Origin of the sequence: uncultured Stenotrophomonas sp. (assembly GCF_945952405.1) — a bacterium.
GTDB lineage: Bacteria > Pseudomonadota > Gammaproteobacteria > Xanthomonadales > Xanthomonadaceae > Stenotrophomonas.
Genome location: NZ_CAMFIA010000015.1, coordinates 20,114 through 41,000 on the forward strand (window position 1 = coordinate 20,114; position 20,887 = coordinate 41,000).

A 20,887-nucleotide genomic window follows, 5' to 3' on the forward strand; every position below is an offset into this window, starting at 1 on the left:
GTGCGCAGGGGATCTGACCCCGTCGTCGGCTACACCATGGCCACCACCAGGCCCAGCACCGGCAACGCGATCGCCAATGCGGCGATCCACTTCGGTCGGTACGGGTACAGCCCGAACGACAGCGCCACGCCGCCCAGGGTCATCGTGCCCAGCCAAAGGACCGGGCCCATCGCCCAGCCGTGGTCGGCCACGCACAACGCGAACGCCACCGTCAGCAGGCTCCAGCCCAGCACCCGCCACTGCGTGCGGCGTGCCGGTGTGGCCGCGGCCTTGCCGTGCAGGTCATGCTGGTGTTTCTCCATCGCCAGCGACAGCGCGGTGAACGCAGAGAACGACAGGGTCAATGCCAGCAGCATCATGCGCTGGCCTCCGCTTCGGCCGCTTCCGCAGCATCCACCGGGGCCTTGGATACAGCCGCGGCCGCGGCACGCTTCTTCTTCTCGGCCGCGCTCAGCGGCGGCGTCCAGTGCTGCATGCGCCAGCCGCACAATGCCAGCATCGCGCCGAAGGCGATCATCGACAGGTCGAAGCCGGCCAGCACCCAGTCACCGTTGCGCAGGGTGATGCCGAGGTGCGCATGCGTGGTCAGGGCATTGACCACCGGCACCAGCGCGAACGCCGCGGCACCCAGGTAGAGCTGCCACGCCCACATCTTCCGCTTCGGCCAGATGAAGGCGGCCAGCAGGGCCGCACCCCATGCATAGAAGAAGACGTTGGCTTCGGCGCTGGAGCGCTCGGCGATGTCCAGCGGCAGCAGGCGGTTGCCCCAGAAGTAGGCGGCGAACGCGATCGGCAGGCCGGCCACGGTACCGATGTTCAGCGCGTCGACCAGGCGCAGGCCGAAGCCGGTACGGCCACTCTTGGCATGCTTGGGTCGCTCCTTCACCGCCCACAGCACGACGCCGCTGGCGACCATCAGGCAGCCGACCAGGCCGGACAGGAAGAACAGTGCACGCAGGCCCCAATCGGCGAACCGCGCCAGGTGCAGGCCGTACATCACGCCGCGGGTGGCGGTGGCGCCACCGGAAGGCGGGGTCTCTTCCAGCAGTGCGCCGGTGACCATGTTGTAGCGCACGGCCGGGGTATCGGTGGACAGGCGCTTGCCGTCGCGCTGGCGGATGTCGATCACCGCGTTGGCCGCACCCGGGTTGGACACGGTGAAGCCGGCAACCTCGACGCCATGCCAATGTGCACGCGCGCTGTCCAGCAGCTGCGCGATCGGCAGCGGCACGGCACGGCCTTCGGCCGGCGCGGTGACCTCGGGCATGCCGCCGAATGCCTCGCTGAAGAACTTGTCCTCGTCCTGCGGGTAGGCCACCTTCACTCCCCATGGCAGGTACATGATCATCAGGGTGACGATGCCGGTGTAGGTGATCATTGCGTGGTAGGGCAGCGCCATCACCGCACTGACGTTGTGGAAGTCGAGCCAGGAACGCAGGCCCTTGTCCTTGCGGAAGGTGAAGAAGTCCTTGAAGATTTTCTTGTGGGTGATGACCCCGGTGATGATCGCCACCAGCATGAACATCGCGCAGAAACCGACCAGGTAGCGCGCCCACAGCACAGGGATGTAATGCAGGTCGAAATGCAGGCGGTAGAAGAAGTCGCCGCCACGGGTCTCGCGCGCCTTCAGTGCCTGGCCGGTGTTGGGGTCCAGCGTGGCATCGCCGAAGCCGCCGCGGCGGCCACGGCTGGGGTCGGCCAGTTCCGGCGGCAACCGCCAGAACATCTGCATGGCCGGATTGCGCGGCTGTGGCAGGGTGACGAACCAGTTCTCGGCCTGCGTGGCATTGGCCTGCAGGTAATCCACCGCGCGCTGCGCGGCCACGTCGATGCTGACCTTGCTGGAGGGCAGTTCCGGGCGCATCCAGCGACTGATCTCCTCGCGGTAGTAGCTGGCGGTGCCGGCCATGAAGATCAGCAGCAGCAGCCAGCCGACCAGCAGGCCGGTCCAGGTGTGCAGCCAGGCCATCGATTGGCGGAATCCGTTCTTCATGCCCACGCTCCCAGCAGGCGGGCGACCGCTGCCATCAGCAGGGTAGGCGCGACAATCCCGATCCAGGCGCGCAGCGCGCTGCGGGTGGCAAACGCCCACAACGCCGCGCAGGCCGCCACCAGGATGGCCAGCAGCATGCCGGTCAGCACGGTCTGGCCGCGTGCACCGGGCAGCGCTACCGCGCAGAACACGCTGGTCATCGAGGCCAGCGCATAGCCGCCGAAGATCGCGGCCAGCGAGCGTGACAGTACGCCCCAGCGTGGATTGGAGAAGAAGGTGCGGGGGCTGGCGGTTGCGGGCGAGCGGTCCACGGCATTCCTGCAGGTTTCAGTGGGAAGGGACCGGCGTACCGCAGTACGCCGGGGTGGCCATCCGTGGCCGCGCACCGGTCGCAGAACCGGCGGCATCCATCGGGGGTCAGAGCTTCCAGCGCAGCGTCAGGGTGACATTGCGCGGTTCGCCCCAGTACACGCCGTTGTAGAAACCGACGTTGTTGAAGTACTTCTTGTCCAGCACGTTGTTGATGTTCAGCTGGGCGGCGAAGTTCTCGTTGAAGCGGTAGCCGCCGGCCAGGTTCAGCAGGTAGAACGCGTCCTGGGTGATCCGCGCGCGCTCGGTACGGCCAGTGCTGAGGTAATCGGCGGCCGGCTTGGTGCTGTTGTTCCAGAGGCGGCTCTGCCAGGTCACGCCGCCGCCCAGCCAGAAGCGGCCATCGATGCCGCCGGGGCGCCAGCTCGCATTGAGCCGGAAGGTGTCCTTCGGGGTGTTGGTGCGCTGCTGCACGCCGGCACTGTTGCGGATGACGGTATGGGCGAAACCGGCCGAGACATTCCACTGTTCGCCGATGCTGCCCTGGGTTTCGATCTCCCAGCCCTTGACCTTGTTGCCCTTGCCGGTTGCACGGTAGGGCTGGCCACCGTCGGGCAGCGAGTTCAGCGGCACCGAATCATCAATCTCGGCAACATTGTCCTGCCGGCCTTCGAACACCGCGGCAGACGCATTGAGCAGGCCGCCGAAGAATTCGGCCTTGACCCCGGCTTCGTACATGTTGCCGACCACCGGTTCCAGGTAGTTGCCGTTGCGGTCGCGGTAGTTCTGTGGCTTGAAGATGTCGGTGTAGCTGACATAGCCACTGAAGATGGCGTTCAAGTCGTAGACCAGGCCCAGGTACGGGGTCAGCGAATCGTCGGGTGTGTAGCCGGTGCGGGTGGTGCGGTTGCGGGTGCCGTTGGCGTCATATCCGTAGGTCCAGCTGCGGGTCTCCCAGCTGCCGTAGCGCGCGCCGAGCACCGCCAGCAGCGGGTCGGCCAGGCGCAGGCGCGCGGCGACATAGGCCGCGCGCTGGCGCAGTTCGTTCTGCGAGGCCAGGCGGCCGAGGCGGGTGACCGGCAGCACCGGCACATCACCGTTCCAGTGACGCCAGTCCGGTACCACCGCGTAGGCGGTGCTGTAATCGAAGTCCATGCCTTCCGATTCGCCCTTGCGTACCGATTGGCCGAGGCCGAGCACCAGCTCATGTTCGCGGCCAAACAGCTTGAACGGCCCAGCCACGTTGAGGTCGAACACATCCATCGTGCTGTGTTCGTTGAAGTGGGAAATGTAGGCAGTCACGCCGCTACCGTCGGCGCGCGGGTAGCCGGCTGCGCCGTACCAGACGCTGCCGTCGGTATCGCGCACGGCGTGGCTGACATTGCCCTTCAGCGACCAGCCATTGCCCAGCTGTTGCTGCAGCCGCGCGAAGGTGGTTTTTTCAACGATCGGCCAGGCACTCCATGACGCGGACAGGTTGGTCGAGCGCGGCAGGTTGGCCGGGGTGCCGTCGGCGCCCCAGTACGGCACCACGCCCCAGGTCACGCCGGTGGTATGCGGCGACTGGTACTCGTAGCCGAGTTCGAACAGCGTGCTGTCGCTCAGGTCGGCCTGGACGATGCCGTAGAACACATCCTTGTCCAATGCATAGACATCGCGGAACGAGTCGCTCTGCTGCTTGGCGGCGACCACGCGCGCACGGATGCGACCGTCCCAGGCGATCGGGCCACCCAGGTCGGCTTCCAGGCGACGATTGCCCCAGCGGCCCAAGGTCAGGTTGGCACCCATCTGGAAGCTGTCGGTCGGGCGCTTGCGGATCATGCTGATGGTGCCGGACGGATCGCCTGCGCCGGTGGTCAGGCCGGTGGCGCCGCGGATCACCTCGATGCGCTCGTAGATCACGTTGTCGGTGTTGGTCTTCACCGAACCACCGAACGTGTTGAGCATGCCGTCGATCTGGAAGTTGTCGATGGTATAGCCGCGCGAGACATAGTTGATGCGCTCGCTGTCGGTCACCGAGACGCTGACTCCGGTGACCTGGCCCATCACGTCCGACAGCGAGAACAGTCCCATGTCATCCAGGCGCTGGCGGGTCACGACGGTCACCGACTGCGGCGTCTCGCGCAGCGACAGGTCCAGCCGGGTAGCGCTGCGTGCATTCCTGACGGTGTAGCCGTTGGGTATCTCGCCATCGGCGGTCACCTTCACCGTATCCAGCGTGCGCGCGGAAGGATCGGCAGTGCCGTCGGCGTGGGCCAGCGGGGCGATCATCAATGCGGTCACAGCCAGGGCCAGCAACGTGGGACGGGGAGGGGGCAGCGGCATTGCCATCGGTGCGATTCCATGCAGGACGAAACAGGCGATGGAATGCGCAGACACAGCAGCCGTGCGCTCCGCGCACGTCACCCAGCGAGTCCCATCGACGGTGTGCCGCCCGCGCAGCAGTGCGGGCGACCCGGTAGTCGGGGGATGTACACGGGCGAAGGGGCGGATGGGTGCGTGCCTGCGCGCCCCGCTTGGCTAAGCGTACAACCGATTGGCAAATGATAGGCATTCGCATTTCGTTAATCAAGCGTGACGGGCAGCGGCGGCCATGCAGGCGCTTCATCCCCAGTGCGCAGGGTGGTTGAAGCGGTGGCTGTGTGGGCTCCGGTGGCCGGCGATGCCACCGGCCGTCAGAACCTGAACACCACCGTCGCCGCGTGCAGCAGCAGGCCGATCAGGCCACCCACCAGCGTGCCGTTGAAGCGAATGAACTGCAGGTCGCGGCCCACGCTCAGTTCCAGCTGCTCGACCAGATGGCGTTCGTCCCAGCCCTTCACGGTCTGTGCGATATGCGTGGTGACGCCTTCGCGCAGGCGCCCGGTCAGGCGCTGCGCGCCTTCCAGCAGATGCTGGTTCAGCGCATCGCGCAGGGCCGGATCGGCCTGCAGGCTGCTGCCCAGCGAGGCCAGGCTGCGCTGCAGGTGGCCCACCAGCGCCGAGTCGTCGCGTTGCAGGTCGGCGCGCAGGCTGGCGTGGATGCGCGCCCACAGCCCCTGCACATACTCCTGCAGGGCAGGGTGATCGATCATTTCCTGCTTGAGCTGCTCGATGCGCGCGGCCAGCGCCGGGTCCTCGCGCAGGCGCTGCACGTAGGTCTGCAACCAGGCTTCATAGTCCTGGCGCAGGGGGTGCTCCGGCTCGGCCAGTACCTGCTGCAGCTCTTCCAGGACGGCCCGCGCCAGCCGCTCGGCCAGGCTGTCGCCGATCTCGTCGATCGGCTTGACCCAGTTCACCGTGCTCGACAGGGTCGGCCATTCGCGCTGGATGTAGCGCACGATCAGCTGCGAGGCGCGCTCCTTCACTTCCGGCTGCTCCAGCCAGCGCCCCAGCCGCTGCAGGCCCTCGTCCAGCACGCGCTGGTGGCGGCCATCGGCGGTCAGCAGGGCCAGCAGCTCACCGGCGGTGGCGGCGGCATTCCACTGCCGCAGCTGCTGCACCACGAACGCGTGCAGTTGCCTGCGTACCGCTGTTTCGTCGAAGAAATCCAGCGCCTGCAGCGCCCAGCCACGCGCCATGTCGGCCAGCATGCGCGAACGTGCCGGATCGGCCAGCCAGCTGCCGATCCGGCTGGCCGGGTCGAACACCTGCAGTCTGGCCAGCAGGACCTGCGGCTCCAGGAACTGGTCGCGCACGAACACGGCGAGGCTGTCGCCGATCCGCTCCTTGCTGCGGGGAATGATCGCGGTGTGCGGAATCGGCAGGCCCATCGGCCGCCGGAACAGGGCAACGACAGCGAACCAGTCGGCCAGTGCGCCGACCGCAGCAGCTTCGCAGAAGGCCGATACCCAGGCCCAGATGCCGCGTTCGCCGTACCAGTGACTGACCGCGAATCCGGCCAGCATCAACAGCAGCAGGCCCAGCGCGATGGCTTTCAGGCGCCGCAGCTGTGCGCGGCGCGGATCGTTGGCAGGCGTCATCCTGGAAGTCTACCTGCCAGTGGATGAGCGCCGGGTAGTGCCGGCCGCTGGCCGGCAATTCCTGGAATGCTGCAAGCGCCGCGTAAGCCGGCCAGCGGCCGGCGCTACCGGTTACAGCGCTTCCAGCTGCCTGCGCAGCGCGGCCAGCTGCGCGCGCAGGGTATCGTTCTCGCGGGTCAGCGCGACGATGCGGCGACGCAGTGCCGGCGCGTCTTCGCCCAGCTGCTCCAGCGCCGACAGGACGTCTGCGTCACGGCTGGCGATCTCGTCCTCGTCCAGCGCCTCGACGTCCATCCCGGCCGCTTCCGGCTTCGGAGCACGCGGCTTGCGCTTGGATTCGCGCACGCGCTTGGCGGCCTGCTTCAGCTCGTCCTTGCCGCCGGCGGCAGCGGCACGCTGCTCCTCTTCGGGCAGGTCGGCCACGGCGGCGGCGGCGCTGATCGAGATCACGCCGGCCTTCACCGCTTCCACCACCTCGGCCGCGGCCTGGGCGTGGATGCGTTCGATCATGCCGACCTGGCTGGCGCTGAGCTTGGCTTCACGGGCCAGCTCGGCACGGCTGATCTTCGGTGCCGGTTCCCACGGCGGGCTGTCTTCGCCGGCGTCTTCGACGATCTCCGCGGTGCCGTCGCTCTCGCGCTGCAGCTGGGCCTGCTCGACCTGCTTGCGCGCGGCCAGGATGTCACGCTTGCGCAGCGCCAGCACGCCACGCTGGAAGTCGGAGACGCTGCGCCGGCCCAGATGCTGTTCGATCATCCACAGGTGCACGTCTTCCATGCTCTGGAAGCGGGTGTTCTGCACGGTGTTGAACGGCAGGCCGTGCTTCTGGCAGATGCCGAAGCGGTTGTGCCCGTCGACCAGCACATCGCCCCACAGCACCAGCGCATCACGGCAGCCTTCAGCCAGGATGCTGCGCTCGAGCGCATCGTGTTCGTCCGCGGTCAGCGGGTCGATGTAGGCCTTGAGTTCTTCTTTGACGACGATATCCATGGGCACGGCAGCGAGCAGGAGCGGAACCGCCCATTGTACCTGCTCGCCGCCGCCGGCCCCGGCTCAGGCCGTGGCCCGGATCATCTCGCCGAGGGTGCCGGTGATCTGGTCGATCTGCGCCTTGTCCACGATCAGCGGCGGCGACAGCGCGATGATGTCGCCGGTGCAGCGCACCAGCAGGCGACCCTCGTGGAAGCAGCGCCGGAACACTTCGTAGCCGCGGCTGCCGGGTGCATCCCGGCGCGGCGCCAGCTCGACCGCGCCGACCAGGCCGAAATTGCGGATGTCGATGACGTTGGGCAGGCCCTGCAGCGCATGCAGCCGCTCCTGCCAGTACTCGCCCAGTTCGATGGCGCGCTCGAACAGGCGCTCCTCGGCATACACCTCCAGTGTGGCCAGGGCGGCCGCGCAGGCCAGTGGATGGCCGGAATGGGTGTAGCCGTGGAACAGCTCGATGGCTTGCGGCGGCGCCTGCATCAGCGTGGCATGCACGGCGTCGCTGGCGAGCACGCCACCCAGCGGTACCGCGCCGTTGCTGACCGCCTTGGCGAAGGTCAGCAGATCCGGGGTGACGCCGAAGCGCTGTGCGGCGAACGGCATGCCGACCCGGCCGAAACCGGTGATGACCTCGTCGAACACCAGCAGGATGCCGTGCTGGTCGCACAGCTCGCGCAAGCGCTGCAGGTAGCCCGGTGCGGGCAGGATCACCCCGGCGGAGCCGGCGATGGGCTCGACGAACACTGCGGCGATGGTCGAGGCATCGTGCAGTGCGATCAGCCGTTCCAGGTCGTCGGCCAGCTCCGCGCCCTGCCGCGGCAGGCCCTTGCTGAACGCGTTGCGCTGCAGGTCCAGGGTGTGCCGCAGGTAGTCCACGCCGCCCAGCTGCAGGCCGAACGGTTTGCGGTTGTTGGGCAGCCCGCCCAGCGCCATGCCCCCGAAGCCGACCCCGTGGTAGGCCTTCTCGCGACTGATGAAGCGGGTGCGCTGGCCCTCGCCGCGCTGGCGGTGGTAGGCCAGTACGATCTTCATCGCCGTGTCCACCGCCTCCGAACCCGAGCTGGTGAAGAACACATGGTTGAGCGCGGCCGGGGCCAGCGCCGCCAGTCGCTGCGCCAGTGCGAACGCAGGCGGCGAGCCGATCTGGAAGGCCGGCGAATAGTCGAGGGTGCGAGCCTGTTCAACGATGGCATTGACGATGCGCGGCCGCGCGTGGCCGGCGTTGCAGCACCACAGGCCCGCGGTGCCGTCGAGGATCTGGCGCCCGTCCACATCCTCGTAGTGCATGCCCTCGGCCCGTACCAGCAGGCGTGGCGCGGCCTTGTACTGGCGGTTGGCGGTGAACGGCATCCAGTACGCGTCCAGTGACTCGGGGCGCTGGGTGGCCAGGTCGTGCAGGTCGCTCTCGGGACGCTTCATGCCAGCTCCATCGGGTCCGATGCGATGAATGTAGCGCAGCCGCGTCACGGCGAAGTCGCGGCGGCCCCGGTATAACCGGGGCTGGTTGATCGCTGGAGCCTCGCATGGCCGACTTCCCCGACCGCAGTCACTGGCAGGCGCTGTCCCTGCACCTGTCGATACCCGGCCAGGCCTTCATCGACGGCCGCTACGCCGATGCCGCCAGTGGCGCCCGTTTCGACTGCATCAGCCCGATCGATGGCCGCGTGCTGGGCGCGGTCGCCGACTGCGACGCACAGGATGTGGAGCGCGCGGTACAGGCGGCGCGCCGCTCGTTCGAGGCGGGCCACTGGTCGCACGCGAGCCCGGCCCACCGCAAGCGCGTGCTGCTGACGCTGGCCGCGCTGGTGGAAAAGCACGCCGACGAGCTGGCCCTGCTGGAGACCCTGGACATGGGCAAGCCGGTGCGCGACGCACGTCGCATCGATCTGCCCGGCGTGGTGCGCTGCCTGGCCTGGACCGCCGAGGCCGTGGACAAGCTGTATGGCGAGGTCGCGCCGACCGGTCCGCACGAGCTGGGGCTGGTCACGCGCGAGGCGACCGGGGTGGTGGCGGCCATCGTGCCGTGGAATTTCCCGTTGCTGATGGCCTGCTGGAAGATCGCGCCGGCGCTGGCGATGGGCAACTCGGTGGTGCTCAAGCCCTCGGAGCGATCGCCGCTGAGTGCGCTGCGGCTGGCGGCACTCGCCGCCGAGGCGGGGCTGCCGGAGGGCGTGCTGAACGTGCTGCCGGGACATGGCGCACGCGTTGGAGAACCGCTGGCCCTGCACATGGACGTGGACGTGGTGGCCTTCACCGGCTCCACCGCGACCGGCGCGAAGCTGCTGGAGTACTCCGGCCGTTCCAATCTCAAGCGGGTCTGGCTCGAATGCGGCGGCAAGAGCCCGCACGTGGTGTTCGCTGACGCCCCGGACCTCGATGCCGCGGCCAGGGGCGTTGCCCAGAGCATTTTCTTCAACCAGGGCGAGGTCTGCACCGCCGGTTCGCGGCTGCTGGTACAGCGCTCGATCCGCGAGGACTTCGTGCACCAGGTGGTCGCCCATGGCCAGCGCATGCAGCCGCGGCATCCTCTGGAGGCCGATGCGCCGATGGGCGCGCTGGTTGACGCGGCGCATCTGGACAAGGTGATGGGCGATATCGCGCGTGCCGAAGGCGAGGGCGCGCGGTTGCTGCTGGGAGGGAAGCGTGCCGATGTGGAGGCGGGAGGCTGCTATGTGCAGCCCACCGTGTTCGACCAGGTGCGGCCGGAGCAGGCCTTGGCACGCGAGGAGGTATTCGGCCCGGTACTGGCCGTACTCGGCTTCGATGACGAGGCCGAGGCGGTGCGCGTGGCCAATGACAGCCGCTATGGTCTGGCTGCCGGGCTGTGGACGCGCGATCTTGGCCGTGCCCATCGCGTCGCCCGCCAGCTGCGCGCCGGCAGCGTATGGGTGAATGGTTGGGATGGCGGCGACATGAGCGCGCCGTTCGGTGGCTACAAGCAGTCCGGCAACGGCCGCGACAAGTCATTGCACGCGTTCGACAAATACAGCGAGATCAAGGCCACCTGGATCCAATTGTAGAGCCGAGCCCATGCTCGGCTGCATTCCGCCAGAAGCAGCCGAGCATGCGATCGGCTCAACACCGGCGGCCAACGCCAGCTGCCCTGCGGTCGTTGGATTCCGTTGGCATCGGTGTCGGTTGAAACCATCGGCGCGTGGCAGAATCGGGTGATCCACCGTTACCCGTGTTGCCGATGTCGACGCCCCGCGCTGCCACACCGCCCGTGAATTCCCCCCGCCGTGTCCTGCTGGCCAGCCTGATCGGCACCACCATCGAATTCTTCGATTTCTACATCTACGCCACCGCTGCGGTGCTGGTGTTCCCGCACCTGTTCTTCCCGGACAGCAGCGAGCAGGCCGCGTTGCTGCAGTCGCTGGCGACCTTCGCCGTGGCGTTCATCGCGCGTCCGGTCGGCTCGGCGGTGTTCGGTCATTTCGGCGACCGCATCGGCCGCAAGGCCACCCTGGTCGCCGCGCTGCTGACCATGGGCCTGTCCACGGTGCTGATCGGCCTGCTGCCGACCCATGCGCAGATCGGGCTGTGGGCGCCAGCACTGCTGGCCCTGTGCCGGTTCGGCCAGGGCCTGGGCCTGGGCGGCGAGTGGGGTGGGGCGGTACTGCTGGCCACCGAGAATGCACCGCCGGGCAAGCGCGCCTGGTACGGCATGTTTCCGCAGCTGGGCGCACCGCTGGGTTTCCTGCTGTCGGCCGGCATCTTCCTGGTGCTCGGCCGCTGCCTGAGCCAGGACGACTTCCTGCAGTGGGGCTGGCGCATTCCGTTCGTGGCCAGCGCGCTGCTGGTCGGGCTTGGCCTGTGGGTGCGCCTGAACATCCACGAGACCCCCGATTTCCGCAAGGCGCTGGAACGCAGGGCACCGGTGCGGCTGCCGATGTGGACGGTGCTGCGCGACCATCCGGTGCCGATGCTGCTCGGCACGCTGGGCGCGTTCGCGACCTTCGTGCTGTTCTACCTGATGACGGTGTTCAGCCTCGGCCATGGCACCGCGGTGCTGGGCTACAGCCGTGAGCAGTTCCTGTTGATGCAGATGGCCGGCATGCTGTTCTTCGCGCTCGGCATCCCGCTGTCGGCGCGCTATGGCGACCGCTGGGGCACGCGCCGCACGATGATCGTCGCCAGCGTGCTGATCATCGGCTTCGGCGTGCTGTTCGCGCCACTGTTCCAGCCGCACAGCCCGTGGCTGGTCACCGCCTTCCTGTGCCTGGGCCTGTTCCTGATGGGCCTGACCTACGGCCCCTGCGGCACGTTCCTGGCCGAGATCTACCCGGTGGAGGTGCGCTATACCGGTGCCTCGCTGTCATTCAACCTGGCCGGCATCCTCGGTGCTGCACCGGCGCCGTACCTGGCCACCTGGCTGGCCGAGCGCTTCGGTCTGGTCGCGGTCGGCTACTACCTGTGCCTGACCGCGGCCGCGACCCTGTGCGCGCTGGTGGCGTTGCACCGGCGCGCGCTGCGGATCAACCAAAGAAGCGCTTGAGTGTGCGTCCCAGCCAACCGCCGCCCTGGTGCTCGCGGGCGAACTGGTTCAGGTGCGCCTTGACCTGCTCAGCGTAGGCCTGGTCGTCGCCGCGGATGTGGTTGAACAGCCAGCGCGAGAGCATGGTGCGCAGCTCGTCGCTGATGTCCTCGCCGGCCTGGAAACGCAGCCGGTACTCGGCCACGCGCTTGATGAAAACCTCATGCACGCGCTTGTGCGCGGCGCAGAACGGGTAGCCCGCTTCCTCCATCAGCTCTTCCTCGAACGCGAAGTGCGACATGGTGTAGTCCACCACTTCGTCGATCACTTCGCCGACCGCGGCACGCTGCATGCTGGCCTGGGCCACGTGCAGGTGGTTGAGCATCTCGATGATGCGGCGGTGCTGCTGATCGATCACCTCGATGCCGATGTTCAGATCGTCCTGCCAGACCAGTAGTGCCATCCCCGGCGTCCCTTCATGCGTATGTCGGGGCCGACTGTAGAGCCGCCGCACGGGCGCGGCGTTGATCTGGATCAAGGCGTGCCGGTCAGGGCAGCGCGGGCTCGCGCGGGCGCAGCGGGCTGGCCACCGTCGTGCAGCTGACCCGGTTGCGGCCAGCGGCCTTGGCCAGGTACAGCTGGCGGTCGGCCTCCGAGATCAGCCGGTGCAGGGCATCGCGCTGTGGGCGCAGGCAGCACAGGCCGATGCTGACCGTCATGCGCAGGGTGGCGGTTCCGATGTCCACTTCCAGCGCAGCGATGCGCTGGCGCAGCGCCTCGAAGTACAGCACGGCCTCGTCCTGCTCCATGTCCGGCACCAGCAGGCAGAATTCCTCGCCGCCGAAGCGCGCGATCAGGTCCTGGCTGCGTGCGTGCGCGGCCACCGCGCCGGCCACCGCGCGCAGCGCATCGTCGCCGGCTTCGTGGCCATGGGTATCGTTGATGTGCTTGAAGTGGTCGATGTCGATCATCGCCACCGCCACGCATTGGCCGTGCAGCTGCAGCTGCGGCAGCTGGCGCTGGCTCTGTTCCAGGAAGAAGCGCCGGTTGGGCAGGCCGGTGAGGAAGTCACGGGTGGCCAGGTCCTGCAGGGTGCCGATCAGTTCCAGCTGGTCCACGTTCTGTGAGACACGGCAGAAGAACTCTTCGCGCGAGAACGGCTTGCGCAGGAAATCATTGGCACCGTTCTTCAGGAAACGAGGGATCAGCGAAGCGTCGGTATTGCCGGAGATGCCGATCACCGCCACCTTGTCGCGCGAGCGCAGGGTACGCAGGCGGCGGGTGAACTCCACGCCCTGCATGCCCGGCATTTCCTGGTCGACCACCGCCAGGCGGATCGCCGGATGCGCCTCGATCGCGGCCAGCCCCTCGTTGCCATCGGCGGCCTCGTGCACTTCATGGCCATACATGCGCAGCAGCGCGGCGGCGTAGCCGCGCGCGGAGGGCGAATCATCCACCACCAGCGCGGCGATGCGGCGGTTGCGTTCCAGCCGCTGCACCAGCCACACCAGGTAGTCGATGCTGCCGGGCGTGTTCTTCAGCACGTAGTCGATGATCTGCTGCTGCAGCACGCGCTTGCGCAGGTCCTCGTCATACACGCCGCTGACCACCACCGTCGGCAGGCCGCGCTTGAGGAAGAATTCGACCACCGCATCACGGTCGCCGTCGGCCAGGACCAGTCCGGTCAGCACCAGGAACCAGCCACCGCCTTCACCGAGCAGGCGGTCGGCCTCGGCCAGCGTGGACGCGATCACCACCGGCAGCTCCAGGCGCTGCTCGATGGCCTCGCGCAGCATGCTGGTGAACGCACGGGAGTTTTCAACCAGCAGGATCCGTTGTGGCAACGGATCGGCCAGGTCGCCATCGATGGCGGCCTGCGGCAGCACGGGCATGATGCGGTGGCTCACGAGGGAGGACTCGGCACGGATAGCGGCGGTTTCGGGCGCAACTTTAGCCGCGCATGGTACCCGGCCAGGCCGCCCTCGGCTCAGGCCGCCGGTGAGATGGCCGCCTACAGCCTGGCACGTGGCTCGTGCAGTACCAGCCGAAGCCGATTGCCGCGGCACTGGACCGCGCCATCGTAGGCCAGGGTCCGTCCCGCCAGGCGCTCGAAGGCCTGTTGCGCGGTCGACGGGGCCAGCGCACGGCCGCGGTCGAGCAGTGCCACCACCACCACGATGCCACGGCGGCTGCCCGATCGCCCGCATCGCGCGCGGATGCAGACCTGCCCGGTTTCCAGCTCCAGCAGCAGCGAAACCGCTTCGATCAGGGTGCGATAGATCGCCAGCTGCAGGTCCAGGCTGAGCAGGCAGGGATTGCCTGCCAGCCGCGGCGGAGCCACCCGCGCGGTGCTGTTCCAGGCTTCGCGCACGCCGCCTGCCTGCAGGGCGACGTAGAGCCCGACCTGCTCCAGGCCGGACGGGTAGATCAGGCTGGCCTGTTCGCGGAACAGCCGCGAGTGCACCGATGCTGCATGCAGCAGGCTGTTGGCCACGCCGTGATGGCCCTGCGCCTGCAGCCAGCTGACCATTTCACCCAGCGAGCTGTCCATGCCTTCGCCCAGGTGTCGGAGGTGGGCGGCCCGCTCGCGCAGGTCGCGTTCGCTGAACCGGTGCGAGCTGCGCGCCAGCCAGGCGCGGGTTTCTTCGGCGAGGCCACGGGCGCGGGCACGTTGATGGTGATAGCTGATGCTCGATCCAAGCGCGAGCAGTGCGATGCTCATCACCGCCATGTTCTGCTGGGTGGAGAACGTGCCCAGGTCGAACGACGCCGGCAAGCCGGTGCTGGGCGTGGCCAGATGAAGCGGAAGGTTCAGCAGCGGGATCGCGATGGCTGCGCCGCGCCATCCATGCAGGAAGGTCAGTGCGATGGCCGGAAGCGTTGCCAGCAAAACCAGATGCGTACGGTGGGTGTCTGCGCTGGTGGGAATCAGCAGCACGCACAGTCCCAGCGCCAGCATCAGGGCGATGGCACCCACGGAAGGCATGAGCCTGCCTTTGCGTACGGGTGAACCCGCATGGCGCCGGGCCCAAAGCAGGGCCAGTGGGGCCAGGGTGATGATCGCTGCGAAATGACCAAAGACCTCCCTTCCGGCGACATCCAGCAGGGCATCCGGTGGTGGATCCGGCCACAGCAGGCGGGACAGGCCAAGATTGAGGCTGGTGACCGCCAGTGCCGCCGTAACCGAAAGAGACAGCAGCCAGAAGCCGGTCGCGGCCTCGGAAATGGCCCTTCTCAGGTGCAGGTGCACCACCAGCATCGCCGCCGGCATCAGCAGGGTGGAGGCGAGGATGACCCATTCCAGGCCGTACTGGTCGATCGCAGGAATGCGCAGGTGCGCGAAATAGCCGAGTTCGCCCAGCAGCAGGTAGCACCACAGGCGAGGGGGGACCATCAGCAATGCGGCGACGCGGATGCCCGCCGGAAGGAAAAACTGGTCCAGGGAATGCTGGCGGGCGACCCCGCAGGCAAGGGCGTACGCTGCCGCCAGCACAAGCCCTGCCGGGTGCACCGGAATGCCGGACAGGACTTTATCCTTCAGCGCGCTCCATCTGGGACCGGCTTGGGCACGGGCAACGCTCACATTCCCTCGCGGCGATCATGGGCCAGCGGCGAAAGTAGCGAGACTTCGATACCGGTGCAACGGCAGCAGCAGCCGTTCCGGCATGGCCCGCAACCGGTCAGCGCTGCCCGCTGGCGTGAATGGCACCGTTGGTGCCGCGCCGTTATGCTGGCAACGCCTCGTGCTGGGCGATGGTTTACCTCGCCAGCGGGTCAAGCAGGGGATATTGCATTATCTGATCGACGTCAGGCGTGTATTGCCTGGATGCTGTCCACCTTTCAATCATGGAGATGCCTGTGAGATTTTCCCGATTCTCGAAGATGACGTCCGTTGCCGTGCTGCTGGCGGCCCCGGCGCTGGCATTCGCCTGCTGCCCGGGGGGCGGCCAGGGCGTGCCGATGGCAAAGGCGGGTTTGGGCGAGAGCCAGCCTGCGGCGCTTGATCTCAGCTCGGACCCGGCATGGCAGGTCTATGCGTTCGAGCGCGATGGGGTGTCGTACTACCAGGTCAATGATCTGACCGGCCAGGTCAATCTGATTGTCGCCAGCCTCGATTCGGCGTTCTGGACGCTGCCGGCCGGCAAGACCGCGGCACGCGTATCGCTGCCGTCCACGCCGTTGGCGTTGCCGAACAATGCGCGTCGCAGCGTGGTTTTCCGCGGCCCGGATTTCTCCCTGGTCGTCTACGGCGAGGGGCGCAACGCCGTCTGGTCGGTGGAGCGCACTGCCGGCACCCGCTGACGGCCTGCCTGGCGCTGGCCTGTCCCGCAGTGGCAGGAGTGCCGCTGCGGGGTAGCGCCGGCGCGGCAGGGCAACGGGCGCGGGTGGCCGGTCAGTTCCGCGCCGGTGCCGCGCAGATGTCGTTGCGCGCGTTGGGGACGGTTTCGCGCCCGGCCTCGCCCGCGCTGTCCAGCAATACCATCGTGATGCGGTGGCCGCGGCACTGCACGCTGCCCGAATAGGCATGCGCGCGGGCCGAAAGGCGGTCGATGGCCCGTTCCATGGTGCGCGGTGCGAGCGTGCGGTGCCGATCCAGCAGCGCGACGTTGAGCACGATGCCGCGTGTGCCCTTGTAGCGACCGCAGCGTGCGCTGATCTGGATCTGGCCGGTTTCTTCCTTCAGCAGCAGCGATACCGCTTCGGCGAAGGTGCGGTAGGCGGCCAGCTGCAGGCCCATGCTCAGCTGGCACGGATCCCCGCCCAGCAGCGGACGGGCCATCCGATGGCTGGCGTTCCAGGTTTCGCTGAGGCCGCTGGCGTGCAGGGCGACATACAGACCCGCATGCTCGAGTTCGGTGGGGTACACCATGCTGGTCAGTTCACGGAACCGCCGCGAGCGGCGCGAAAAGGCGCGGAGCAGGTCGGTTGCCGGAACGTCATGGCCATCGGCCTTCAGCTGCTGCACGGTCTCGCCCAGCGCTTCTTCGATGTCATCCGCAATCTGGCGCAGGCCGAGCGCACGCTCGCGCAGGTCCTGTTCGTTGGCCAGGTGTGCCGAGCGCGAGAAGGCACGGGCCCGCGATGCCGCCATCGGCGCGGGTGCGTGCTGATGGTAGTGGTGGGTGATGCGTGGCCCCAGCGCGATGAGTGCGGTGCTGGTGATCGCAATGATCTGCTGGGTGAAGAAGGTGGTCTCGTCGAACGAGCCGGGTAACCCGGTGGTTGGCATGGTCTGGCTGAGGATGATGTTCATCAGCGGAACGCCGACCGCGGCGCCCCGCCAGCCATGCATGCAGGTGAGCGCGATGACCGGCAGCACCAGCAGGAGCTGCAGCGTGGCCCGCGCCGAATGGTCCTGGGTGCCGAGCTGGATCAGCAGTGCACCCAGCACGCCCAGCGAAACCAGTGCCGCCAGGGTCGGGCGGCGTCGCCAGGTCGTCCAGTCGTAATGGCTGCGACGGCGCAGCCAGAGCAGCGCCAGCGGTGCGACGGTGAGGATCGCGATGTAATCGCTGAGCACGTACAGCATGGCGTTGGTGTAGAACGGCATGCTCGGCGGAACCGGCCACAGCATGTGGATCAGGCCGAGCTTGAGCGCGGTGGCGACCAGCGCGGCCGAGGCCGCCAGCGAAAGCAGCCAGCTTTCGGTGGTGAAGGCCATCAGCTTGTCATGCAGGTGAACGATCAGCGCGACCGCCGGGATCAGGCAGGCGGATCCAAGAATGACCCAGGCCATTCCGTAATCCTCGATCATCGGATAGCGCATCTGGGCGAAGTAGGCATATTCGCCAAGGATCAGGTAGGCCCACATCCGCTTCGGGGTCAGCAGAAGCGCTGCAACACGGATACCGGCGGGCAGGAAGAACTGATCGACGGAAAGGTGCCATGTGGCCCAGCACACGACAGCGTAGAGTGCCGCCAGCGCAAGGCCTGCGGGGCGGATACGGAAACTCAGCTCAAAGCCATTCTTCAGCCACTTCAAACGCAAGCCTCCCCTGCTCGTCGAACGCTATCGCTGTCCAGTCGATACATGACGTACTCCCTCAACGCGACAGTATCGATAGTTTCAGATGGGCGCAATCTCAGCCATCAGCCGGCGGTGCGGACATACGGAAAGCGCTTTTGCAGAATGTCACGACAACGTTGTGATATTCATCGCATTTTCTGCCGATGGATTACCCGCGCGAAGGGGCTCCGGGGTAATGCAGTCCGGTAGCGGCACCGGTGGCCCGCAGCGCCGCATCATCACCGGAGGGCCCATTGGCTGCTTCGAGCAGCACCAGCCTGATCCGCCGCCTGCCGCAATGCAGCGCGCCGTGATAGGCGAGTACCCGTGCCGACAGCTGCGATGTGGCGAGGTCGACGGTTGCCCGGGACAGCCCCCGGCGCGGATCGATCACCGTCACCACAAGCACAATGCCGCGCTGGCCGGCGCGTTGCCCGCAGCGGGCCCGGATCATGAGCTGTCCCTTCTCGCTTTCCAGCAGGATCGACACCGCCTCGACGATCGAGCGGTAGGCCGCCAGCTGCAGGCCAGGGCTGAGCTGGCAGGGATCCCCCATCAAGCGCGGCTGCCCGATGCGATGCGTGGCATCCCAGGCCTCGCGCACCCCGCCTGCCTGCAAGGCCACATACAGGCCCAGTCGTTCCAGCGCGGAGGGATAGATCATGCTGGCCTGGGCCCTGAACAGGCGCGAATGCACCTCCGAGGTATGCCGCAGGCTGTCGGCTACGGCGTGATGCCCCTGCGCATGCAGCCAGTTCACCATTTCATTCAACGACAGGTCCATGCCATCGCCCAGCTGGCGAAGGTGTGCCGCGCGCTCGCGCAGGTCCATCTCGCTGGCCAGGTGCGAGTTGCGCGCAAGCTGCAGGGCGGCTTTCCCATCTTCCTCGCGCAGCCGGTGCTGGTTCTGGAAGTGGGTGATGCGTGCGCCCAGCAGCAACAGCGCGACGCTGGCGATGGCCATGGCCTGCTGGGTGGCGAAGGTGGCGGCGTCGAACGCGTCCGGGCGGTCGGCCGGGGCGCTCAGGCCCAGGATCATGTTGATGGCGGCGACGCCGATGGCCGCGCCGCGCCAGCCCTGCATGCAGGTCAGCACGATCGCTGGAATCGGCAGGATCAGCAGCAGCTGCAGTGCACCCGGTTCCACGATCGAGGTGGGAATCGGGGTCGCCTGCAGGCCGATGACCAGCATCGCCAGCAGTGCCGCCAGCGTGGCCGCGATGGCCGGGGCGTTCCAGGCCTCTTCCTTGCGCCGGATCCAGAGCAGCGCCAGCGGCGCCAGGATCAGGATGCCGATGAAATCGCCCAGTGCATAGCGCAGCGCACTGGTCAGGAACGAGGTTTCACGCAGCGGCGGCCACAGCAGGTGCGAAATGCCCAGGTTGAGAAGGCTGATGACGGTGGCCGCGCCTACCGCGATCGAGATCACGCCGACGATCGTGGTGCGCGCCAGCAGCCTGCGGTGCAGGTGCACGATCAGCATCACCGCGGGCATCAGGAACACCGAGGCGCAGATCACCCAGGTCAGCCCGTACTTGCCGATCAGGGGGATCCGCAGGTGCGCGAAGTAGGCGTATTCACCCAGCAGCAGAAAGGGCCACAGGCGGGGTGGGCACAACAGCAGGGCCGCCACGCGTATGCCGGCGGGCAGGAAGAACTGGTCCAGCGACAGCTTGCGCGCGCCCCAGCAGGCCACCGCATAGACCAGCGCCAGCGCCAGCCCCTCGGGGCTGACCCGTATCCTCACCAGCAGTCCGTCCTTCCACCACTGCATCCACGTGCTCCCCAGCTCCTGCGCCGATTATGCAAACAAAGCGGCGCTGTGGATCAAGTCATGCGCTGGGCAGGGGCAGGGCTACCAGAGCGCATCACGCAGCTTGTACCAGGACATCGCCGCCACCAGCAGCGGCGTACGCAGCAGCCGGCCACCGGGGAAGGAGGCATGCCGCAGGCGCTGGAACACCTCCAGGCGCTCGCTCTGGCCGGCAATCGCGGCGGCGATGACTTCGCCGGCCAGCCCGGCTGCTGCCACGCCGTGGCCGGAGAAGCCCTGCGCGAAGTACAGGTTGCCATCCAGCCGGCCCCAGTGCGGCGCGCGGTTGCGGGTGATGTCCACGTAGCCGCCCCAGACCTGCTCCAGCGCCACGTCGGCCAGCTGCGGGAACACCTGGTGCATGCGTCGCTGCATCACCCCGTGCAGCCCGGGCGGTGGCAGTGCCGAGTAGCTGGCGCGGCCACCGAACAGCAGCCGGTGGTCATGGCTGAGCCGGAAATAGTCCAGCGCCCAGGCGGTGTCGGCCACGGCCATGTTGTTGCCGATCAGGGCGCGGGCGCGCTCGGCTCCCAGCGGTTCGCTGGCACCGATGTAGGTGCCGACCGGCATGATCCGCCGTTCCAGCTCGGGCAGCAGCCCCTGCAGCCAGGCGTTGCCGGCCACCACCAGATGCGCGGCGCGCACGCTGCCGCGCGCGGTGTGCAGGGTTGGCCGAGGCCCGCGCTGCACGCGGGTCACCGCGGAATTCTCATGGATCACCACTCCGGCTGCACGTGCCGCATCGGCCAGGCCGCGTGCATAGGCCAGTGGGTGCAGGTGCGCGCTGAGCGGGTCGAACATGGCGGCGCGGTAGCGCGGGCTGTCCAGCTGGCTGCGCAGCACGTCGCGGTCCCACCACTGCATCGGGTAGTCGTAGTAGCGCTGCAGGTGCTCGCAGTGGCCGCGCAGGTCGCGCTCATGGCGTTCGCGGATGGCGACGCTGGCGTGGCCTTCCACCCAATGGCAGTGGATGTGATGGCGATCGATGCGCGCGCGCATCGACTGCACCGCATCGCGCGACCAGTCGAACAGGTGGCGTGCGTCCTCGCGGCCGAGCTGGCGTTCCAGCTCATCGACCTCGCAGCCGTAGCCGACCAGCGCCTGGCCGCCATTGCGTCCGGAGGCGCCCCAGCCGATCCGCTGCGCTTCCAGCACGATCACGCGCTGCCCGCGCGCGGCCAGTTCCAGTGCCGCGGTCAGGCCGGTGTAGCCAGCGCCAAGCACCGCCACGTCGGCCTGCACGTCCCCCTGCAGCGAGGGCAACGGCGCCGGTTCGGGCAGGCTGGCGGCGTACCAGCTGGGCGGGAAAGCGGCGCTCACGGCGCGCCTCGCGCTTGCTGCG

The 20,887-nt window shown here is 67.9% G+C and carries 16 protein-coding genes; 3 read left to right on the plus strand and 13 right to left on the minus strand.

Annotation, left to right across the window (positions count from 1 at the left end; translation table 11 throughout):
* Positions 1 to 29: 29 nt before the first annotated feature.
* The 7 genes from Q0P60_RS14885 to Q0P60_RS14915 all read right to left on the minus strand — a co-directional run bounded on the left by Q0P60_RS14885 (position 30) and on the right by Q0P60_RS14915 (position 8,670).
* On the minus strand, positions 30 to 359 hold the full coding sequence (locus Q0P60_RS14885) for a DUF3325 domain-containing protein (RefSeq protein ID WP_294994988.1): 330 nt from the start codon (positions 357 to 359) through the stop codon (positions 30 to 32).
* Positions 356 to 1,993 carry a PepSY-associated TM helix domain-containing protein gene (locus tag Q0P60_RS14890; protein WP_294994991.1) on the minus strand — a complete coding sequence of 546 codons (1,638 nt, stop codon included), beginning with the start codon at positions 1,991 to 1,993 and terminating at the stop codon, positions 356 to 358. The genes Q0P60_RS14885 and Q0P60_RS14890 overlap by 4 nt, the downstream gene beginning before the upstream one ends.
* Positions 1,990 to 2,304 carry a DUF3649 domain-containing protein gene (locus tag Q0P60_RS14895; RefSeq protein WP_294994994.1) on the minus strand — a complete coding sequence of 105 codons (315 nt, stop codon included), beginning with the start codon at positions 2,302 to 2,304 and terminating at the stop codon, positions 1,990 to 1,992. Before Q0P60_RS14895 ends, Q0P60_RS14890 begins: the two co-directional genes overlap by 4 nt.
* Positions 2,305 to 2,410: 106 nt before the next feature.
* The gene (locus tag Q0P60_RS14900; RefSeq protein WP_294994997.1) at positions 2,411 to 4,633 is read right to left on the minus strand and encodes a TonB-dependent siderophore receptor; all 2,223 of its coding nucleotides are present in this window, start codon (positions 4,631 to 4,633) and stop codon (positions 2,411 to 2,413) included.
* Positions 4,634 to 4,977: 344 nt separating this feature from the next.
* The gene (locus tag Q0P60_RS14905) at positions 4,978 to 6,264 is read right to left on the minus strand and encodes a DUF445 family protein (RefSeq protein WP_294995000.1); all 1,287 of its coding nucleotides are present in this window, start codon (positions 6,262 to 6,264) and stop codon (positions 4,978 to 4,980) included.
* A gap of 111 nt (positions 6,265 to 6,375) precedes the next feature.
* Positions 6,376 to 7,254 (minus strand): plasmid replication/partition related protein, encoded by an 879-nt coding sequence (locus Q0P60_RS14910; protein WP_294995003.1) that lies wholly within the window; start codon positions 7,252 to 7,254, stop codon positions 6,376 to 6,378.
* A gap of 63 nt (positions 7,255 to 7,317) precedes the next feature.
* The gene (locus Q0P60_RS14915) at positions 7,318 to 8,670 is read right to left on the minus strand and encodes an aspartate aminotransferase family protein (protein WP_294995006.1); all 1,353 of its coding nucleotides are present in this window, start codon (positions 8,668 to 8,670) and stop codon (positions 7,318 to 7,320) included.
* 104 nt (positions 8,671 to 8,774) lie between these two features.
* Between Q0P60_RS14915 and Q0P60_RS14920 the strand changes: the two genes are divergently transcribed.
* Both Q0P60_RS14920 and Q0P60_RS14925 read left to right on the plus strand, forming a co-directional pair.
* Positions 8,775 to 10,271, plus strand: a complete 1,497-nt coding sequence (locus tag Q0P60_RS14920) for an aldehyde dehydrogenase (protein WP_294995009.1) — start codon at positions 8,775 to 8,777, stop codon at positions 10,269 to 10,271.
* Between the two features lie 173 nt (positions 10,272 to 10,444).
* Positions 10,445 to 11,746, plus strand: coding sequence for an MFS transporter (locus Q0P60_RS14925; protein WP_294995012.1), 1,302 nt, complete (start codon positions 10,445 to 10,447; stop codon positions 11,744 to 11,746).
* Here the strand turns inward: Q0P60_RS14925 and Q0P60_RS14930 are convergent.
* From Q0P60_RS14930 to Q0P60_RS14940, 3 genes are all read right to left on the minus strand, one after another.
* Positions 11,727 to 12,188, minus strand: coding sequence for a bacteriohemerythrin (locus tag Q0P60_RS14930; RefSeq protein ID WP_053449260.1), 462 nt, complete (start codon positions 12,186 to 12,188; stop codon positions 11,727 to 11,729). The genes Q0P60_RS14925 and Q0P60_RS14930 overlap by 20 nt on opposite strands.
* An 85-nt stretch (positions 12,189 to 12,273) precedes the next feature.
* Complete coding sequence (locus tag Q0P60_RS14935; RefSeq protein ID WP_294995208.1) at positions 12,274 to 13,617, minus strand: diguanylate cyclase; 1,344 nt, start codon at positions 13,615 to 13,617, stop codon at positions 12,274 to 12,276.
* 119 nt (positions 13,618 to 13,736) lie between these two features.
* Positions 13,737 to 15,266 (minus strand): MASE1 domain-containing protein, encoded by a 1,530-nt coding sequence (locus tag Q0P60_RS14940; RefSeq protein ID WP_294995211.1) that lies wholly within the window; start codon positions 15,264 to 15,266, stop codon positions 13,737 to 13,739.
* A gap of 341 nt (positions 15,267 to 15,607) precedes the next feature.
* Here Q0P60_RS14940 and Q0P60_RS14945 point away from each other — a divergent pair, with 341 nt between their 5' ends.
* Positions 15,608 to 16,027, plus strand: a complete 420-nt coding sequence (locus Q0P60_RS14945; protein ID WP_294995017.1) for a hypothetical protein — start codon at positions 15,608 to 15,610, stop codon at positions 16,025 to 16,027.
* 91 nt (positions 16,028 to 16,118) lie between these two features.
* Here Q0P60_RS14945 and Q0P60_RS14950 read toward each other — a convergent pair whose 3' ends face one another.
* From Q0P60_RS14950 to Q0P60_RS14960, 3 genes are all read right to left on the minus strand, one after another.
* Positions 16,119 to 17,708: an MASE1 domain-containing protein gene (locus Q0P60_RS14950; protein WP_294995020.1), complete on the minus strand. Its 1,590-nt coding sequence runs from the start codon at positions 17,706 to 17,708 to the stop codon at positions 16,119 to 16,121.
* A 193-nt stretch (positions 17,709 to 17,901) separates the two neighbouring features.
* Positions 17,902 to 19,506: an MASE1 domain-containing protein gene (locus Q0P60_RS14955; RefSeq protein WP_294995023.1), complete on the minus strand. Its 1,605-nt coding sequence runs from the start codon at positions 19,504 to 19,506 to the stop codon at positions 17,902 to 17,904.
* Positions 19,507 to 19,587: 81 nt separating this feature from the next.
* Positions 19,588 to 20,865, minus strand: coding sequence for an FAD-binding oxidoreductase (locus tag Q0P60_RS14960; RefSeq protein ID WP_345780335.1), 1,278 nt, complete (start codon positions 20,863 to 20,865; stop codon positions 19,588 to 19,590).
* Between the last annotated feature and the right edge of the window lie 22 nt (positions 20,866 to 20,887).

Coding starts and splice junctions, on each gene's coding strand:
- Q0P60_RS14885 (WP_294994988.1), bottom strand. CDS start 359: ATGATGCTGCTGGCATTGACCCTGTCGTTCTCTGCGTTCACCGCGCTG.
- Q0P60_RS14890 (WP_294994991.1), bottom strand. CDS start 1,993: ATGAAGAACGGATTCCGCCAATCGATGGCCTGGCTGCACACCTGGACC.
- Q0P60_RS14900 (WP_294994997.1), bottom strand. CDS start 4,633: ATGGCAATGCCGCTGCCCCCTCCCCGTCCCACGTTGCTGGCCCTGGCT.
- Q0P60_RS14905 (WP_294995000.1), bottom strand. CDS start 6,264: ATGACGCCTGCCAACGATCCGCGCCGCGCACAGCTGCGGCGCCTGAAA.
- Q0P60_RS14910 (WP_294995003.1), bottom strand. CDS start 7,254: ATGGATATCGTCGTCAAAGAAGAACTCAAGGCCTACATCGACCCGCTG.
- Q0P60_RS14915 (WP_294995006.1), bottom strand. CDS start 8,670: ATGAAGCGTCCCGAGAGCGACCTGCACGACCTGGCCACCCAGCGCCCC.
- Q0P60_RS14920 (WP_294995009.1), top strand. CDS start 8,775: ATGGCCGACTTCCCCGACCGCAGTCACTGGCAGGCGCTGTCCCTGCAC.
- Q0P60_RS14925 (WP_294995012.1), top strand. CDS start 10,445: ATGTCGACGCCCCGCGCTGCCACACCGCCCGTGAATTCCCCCCGCCGT.
- Q0P60_RS14930 (WP_053449260.1), bottom strand. CDS start 12,188: ATGGCACTACTGGTCTGGCAGGACGATCTGAACATCGGCATCGAGGTG.
- Q0P60_RS14935 (WP_294995208.1), bottom strand. CDS start 13,617: ATGCCCGTGCTGCCGCAGGCCGCCATCGATGGCGACCTGGCCGATCCG.
- Q0P60_RS14945 (WP_294995017.1), top strand. CDS start 15,608: ATGACGTCCGTTGCCGTGCTGCTGGCGGCCCCGGCGCTGGCATTCGCC.
- Q0P60_RS14955 (WP_294995023.1), bottom strand. CDS start 19,506: ATGCAGTGGTGGAAGGACGGACTGCTGGTGAGGATACGGGTCAGCCCC.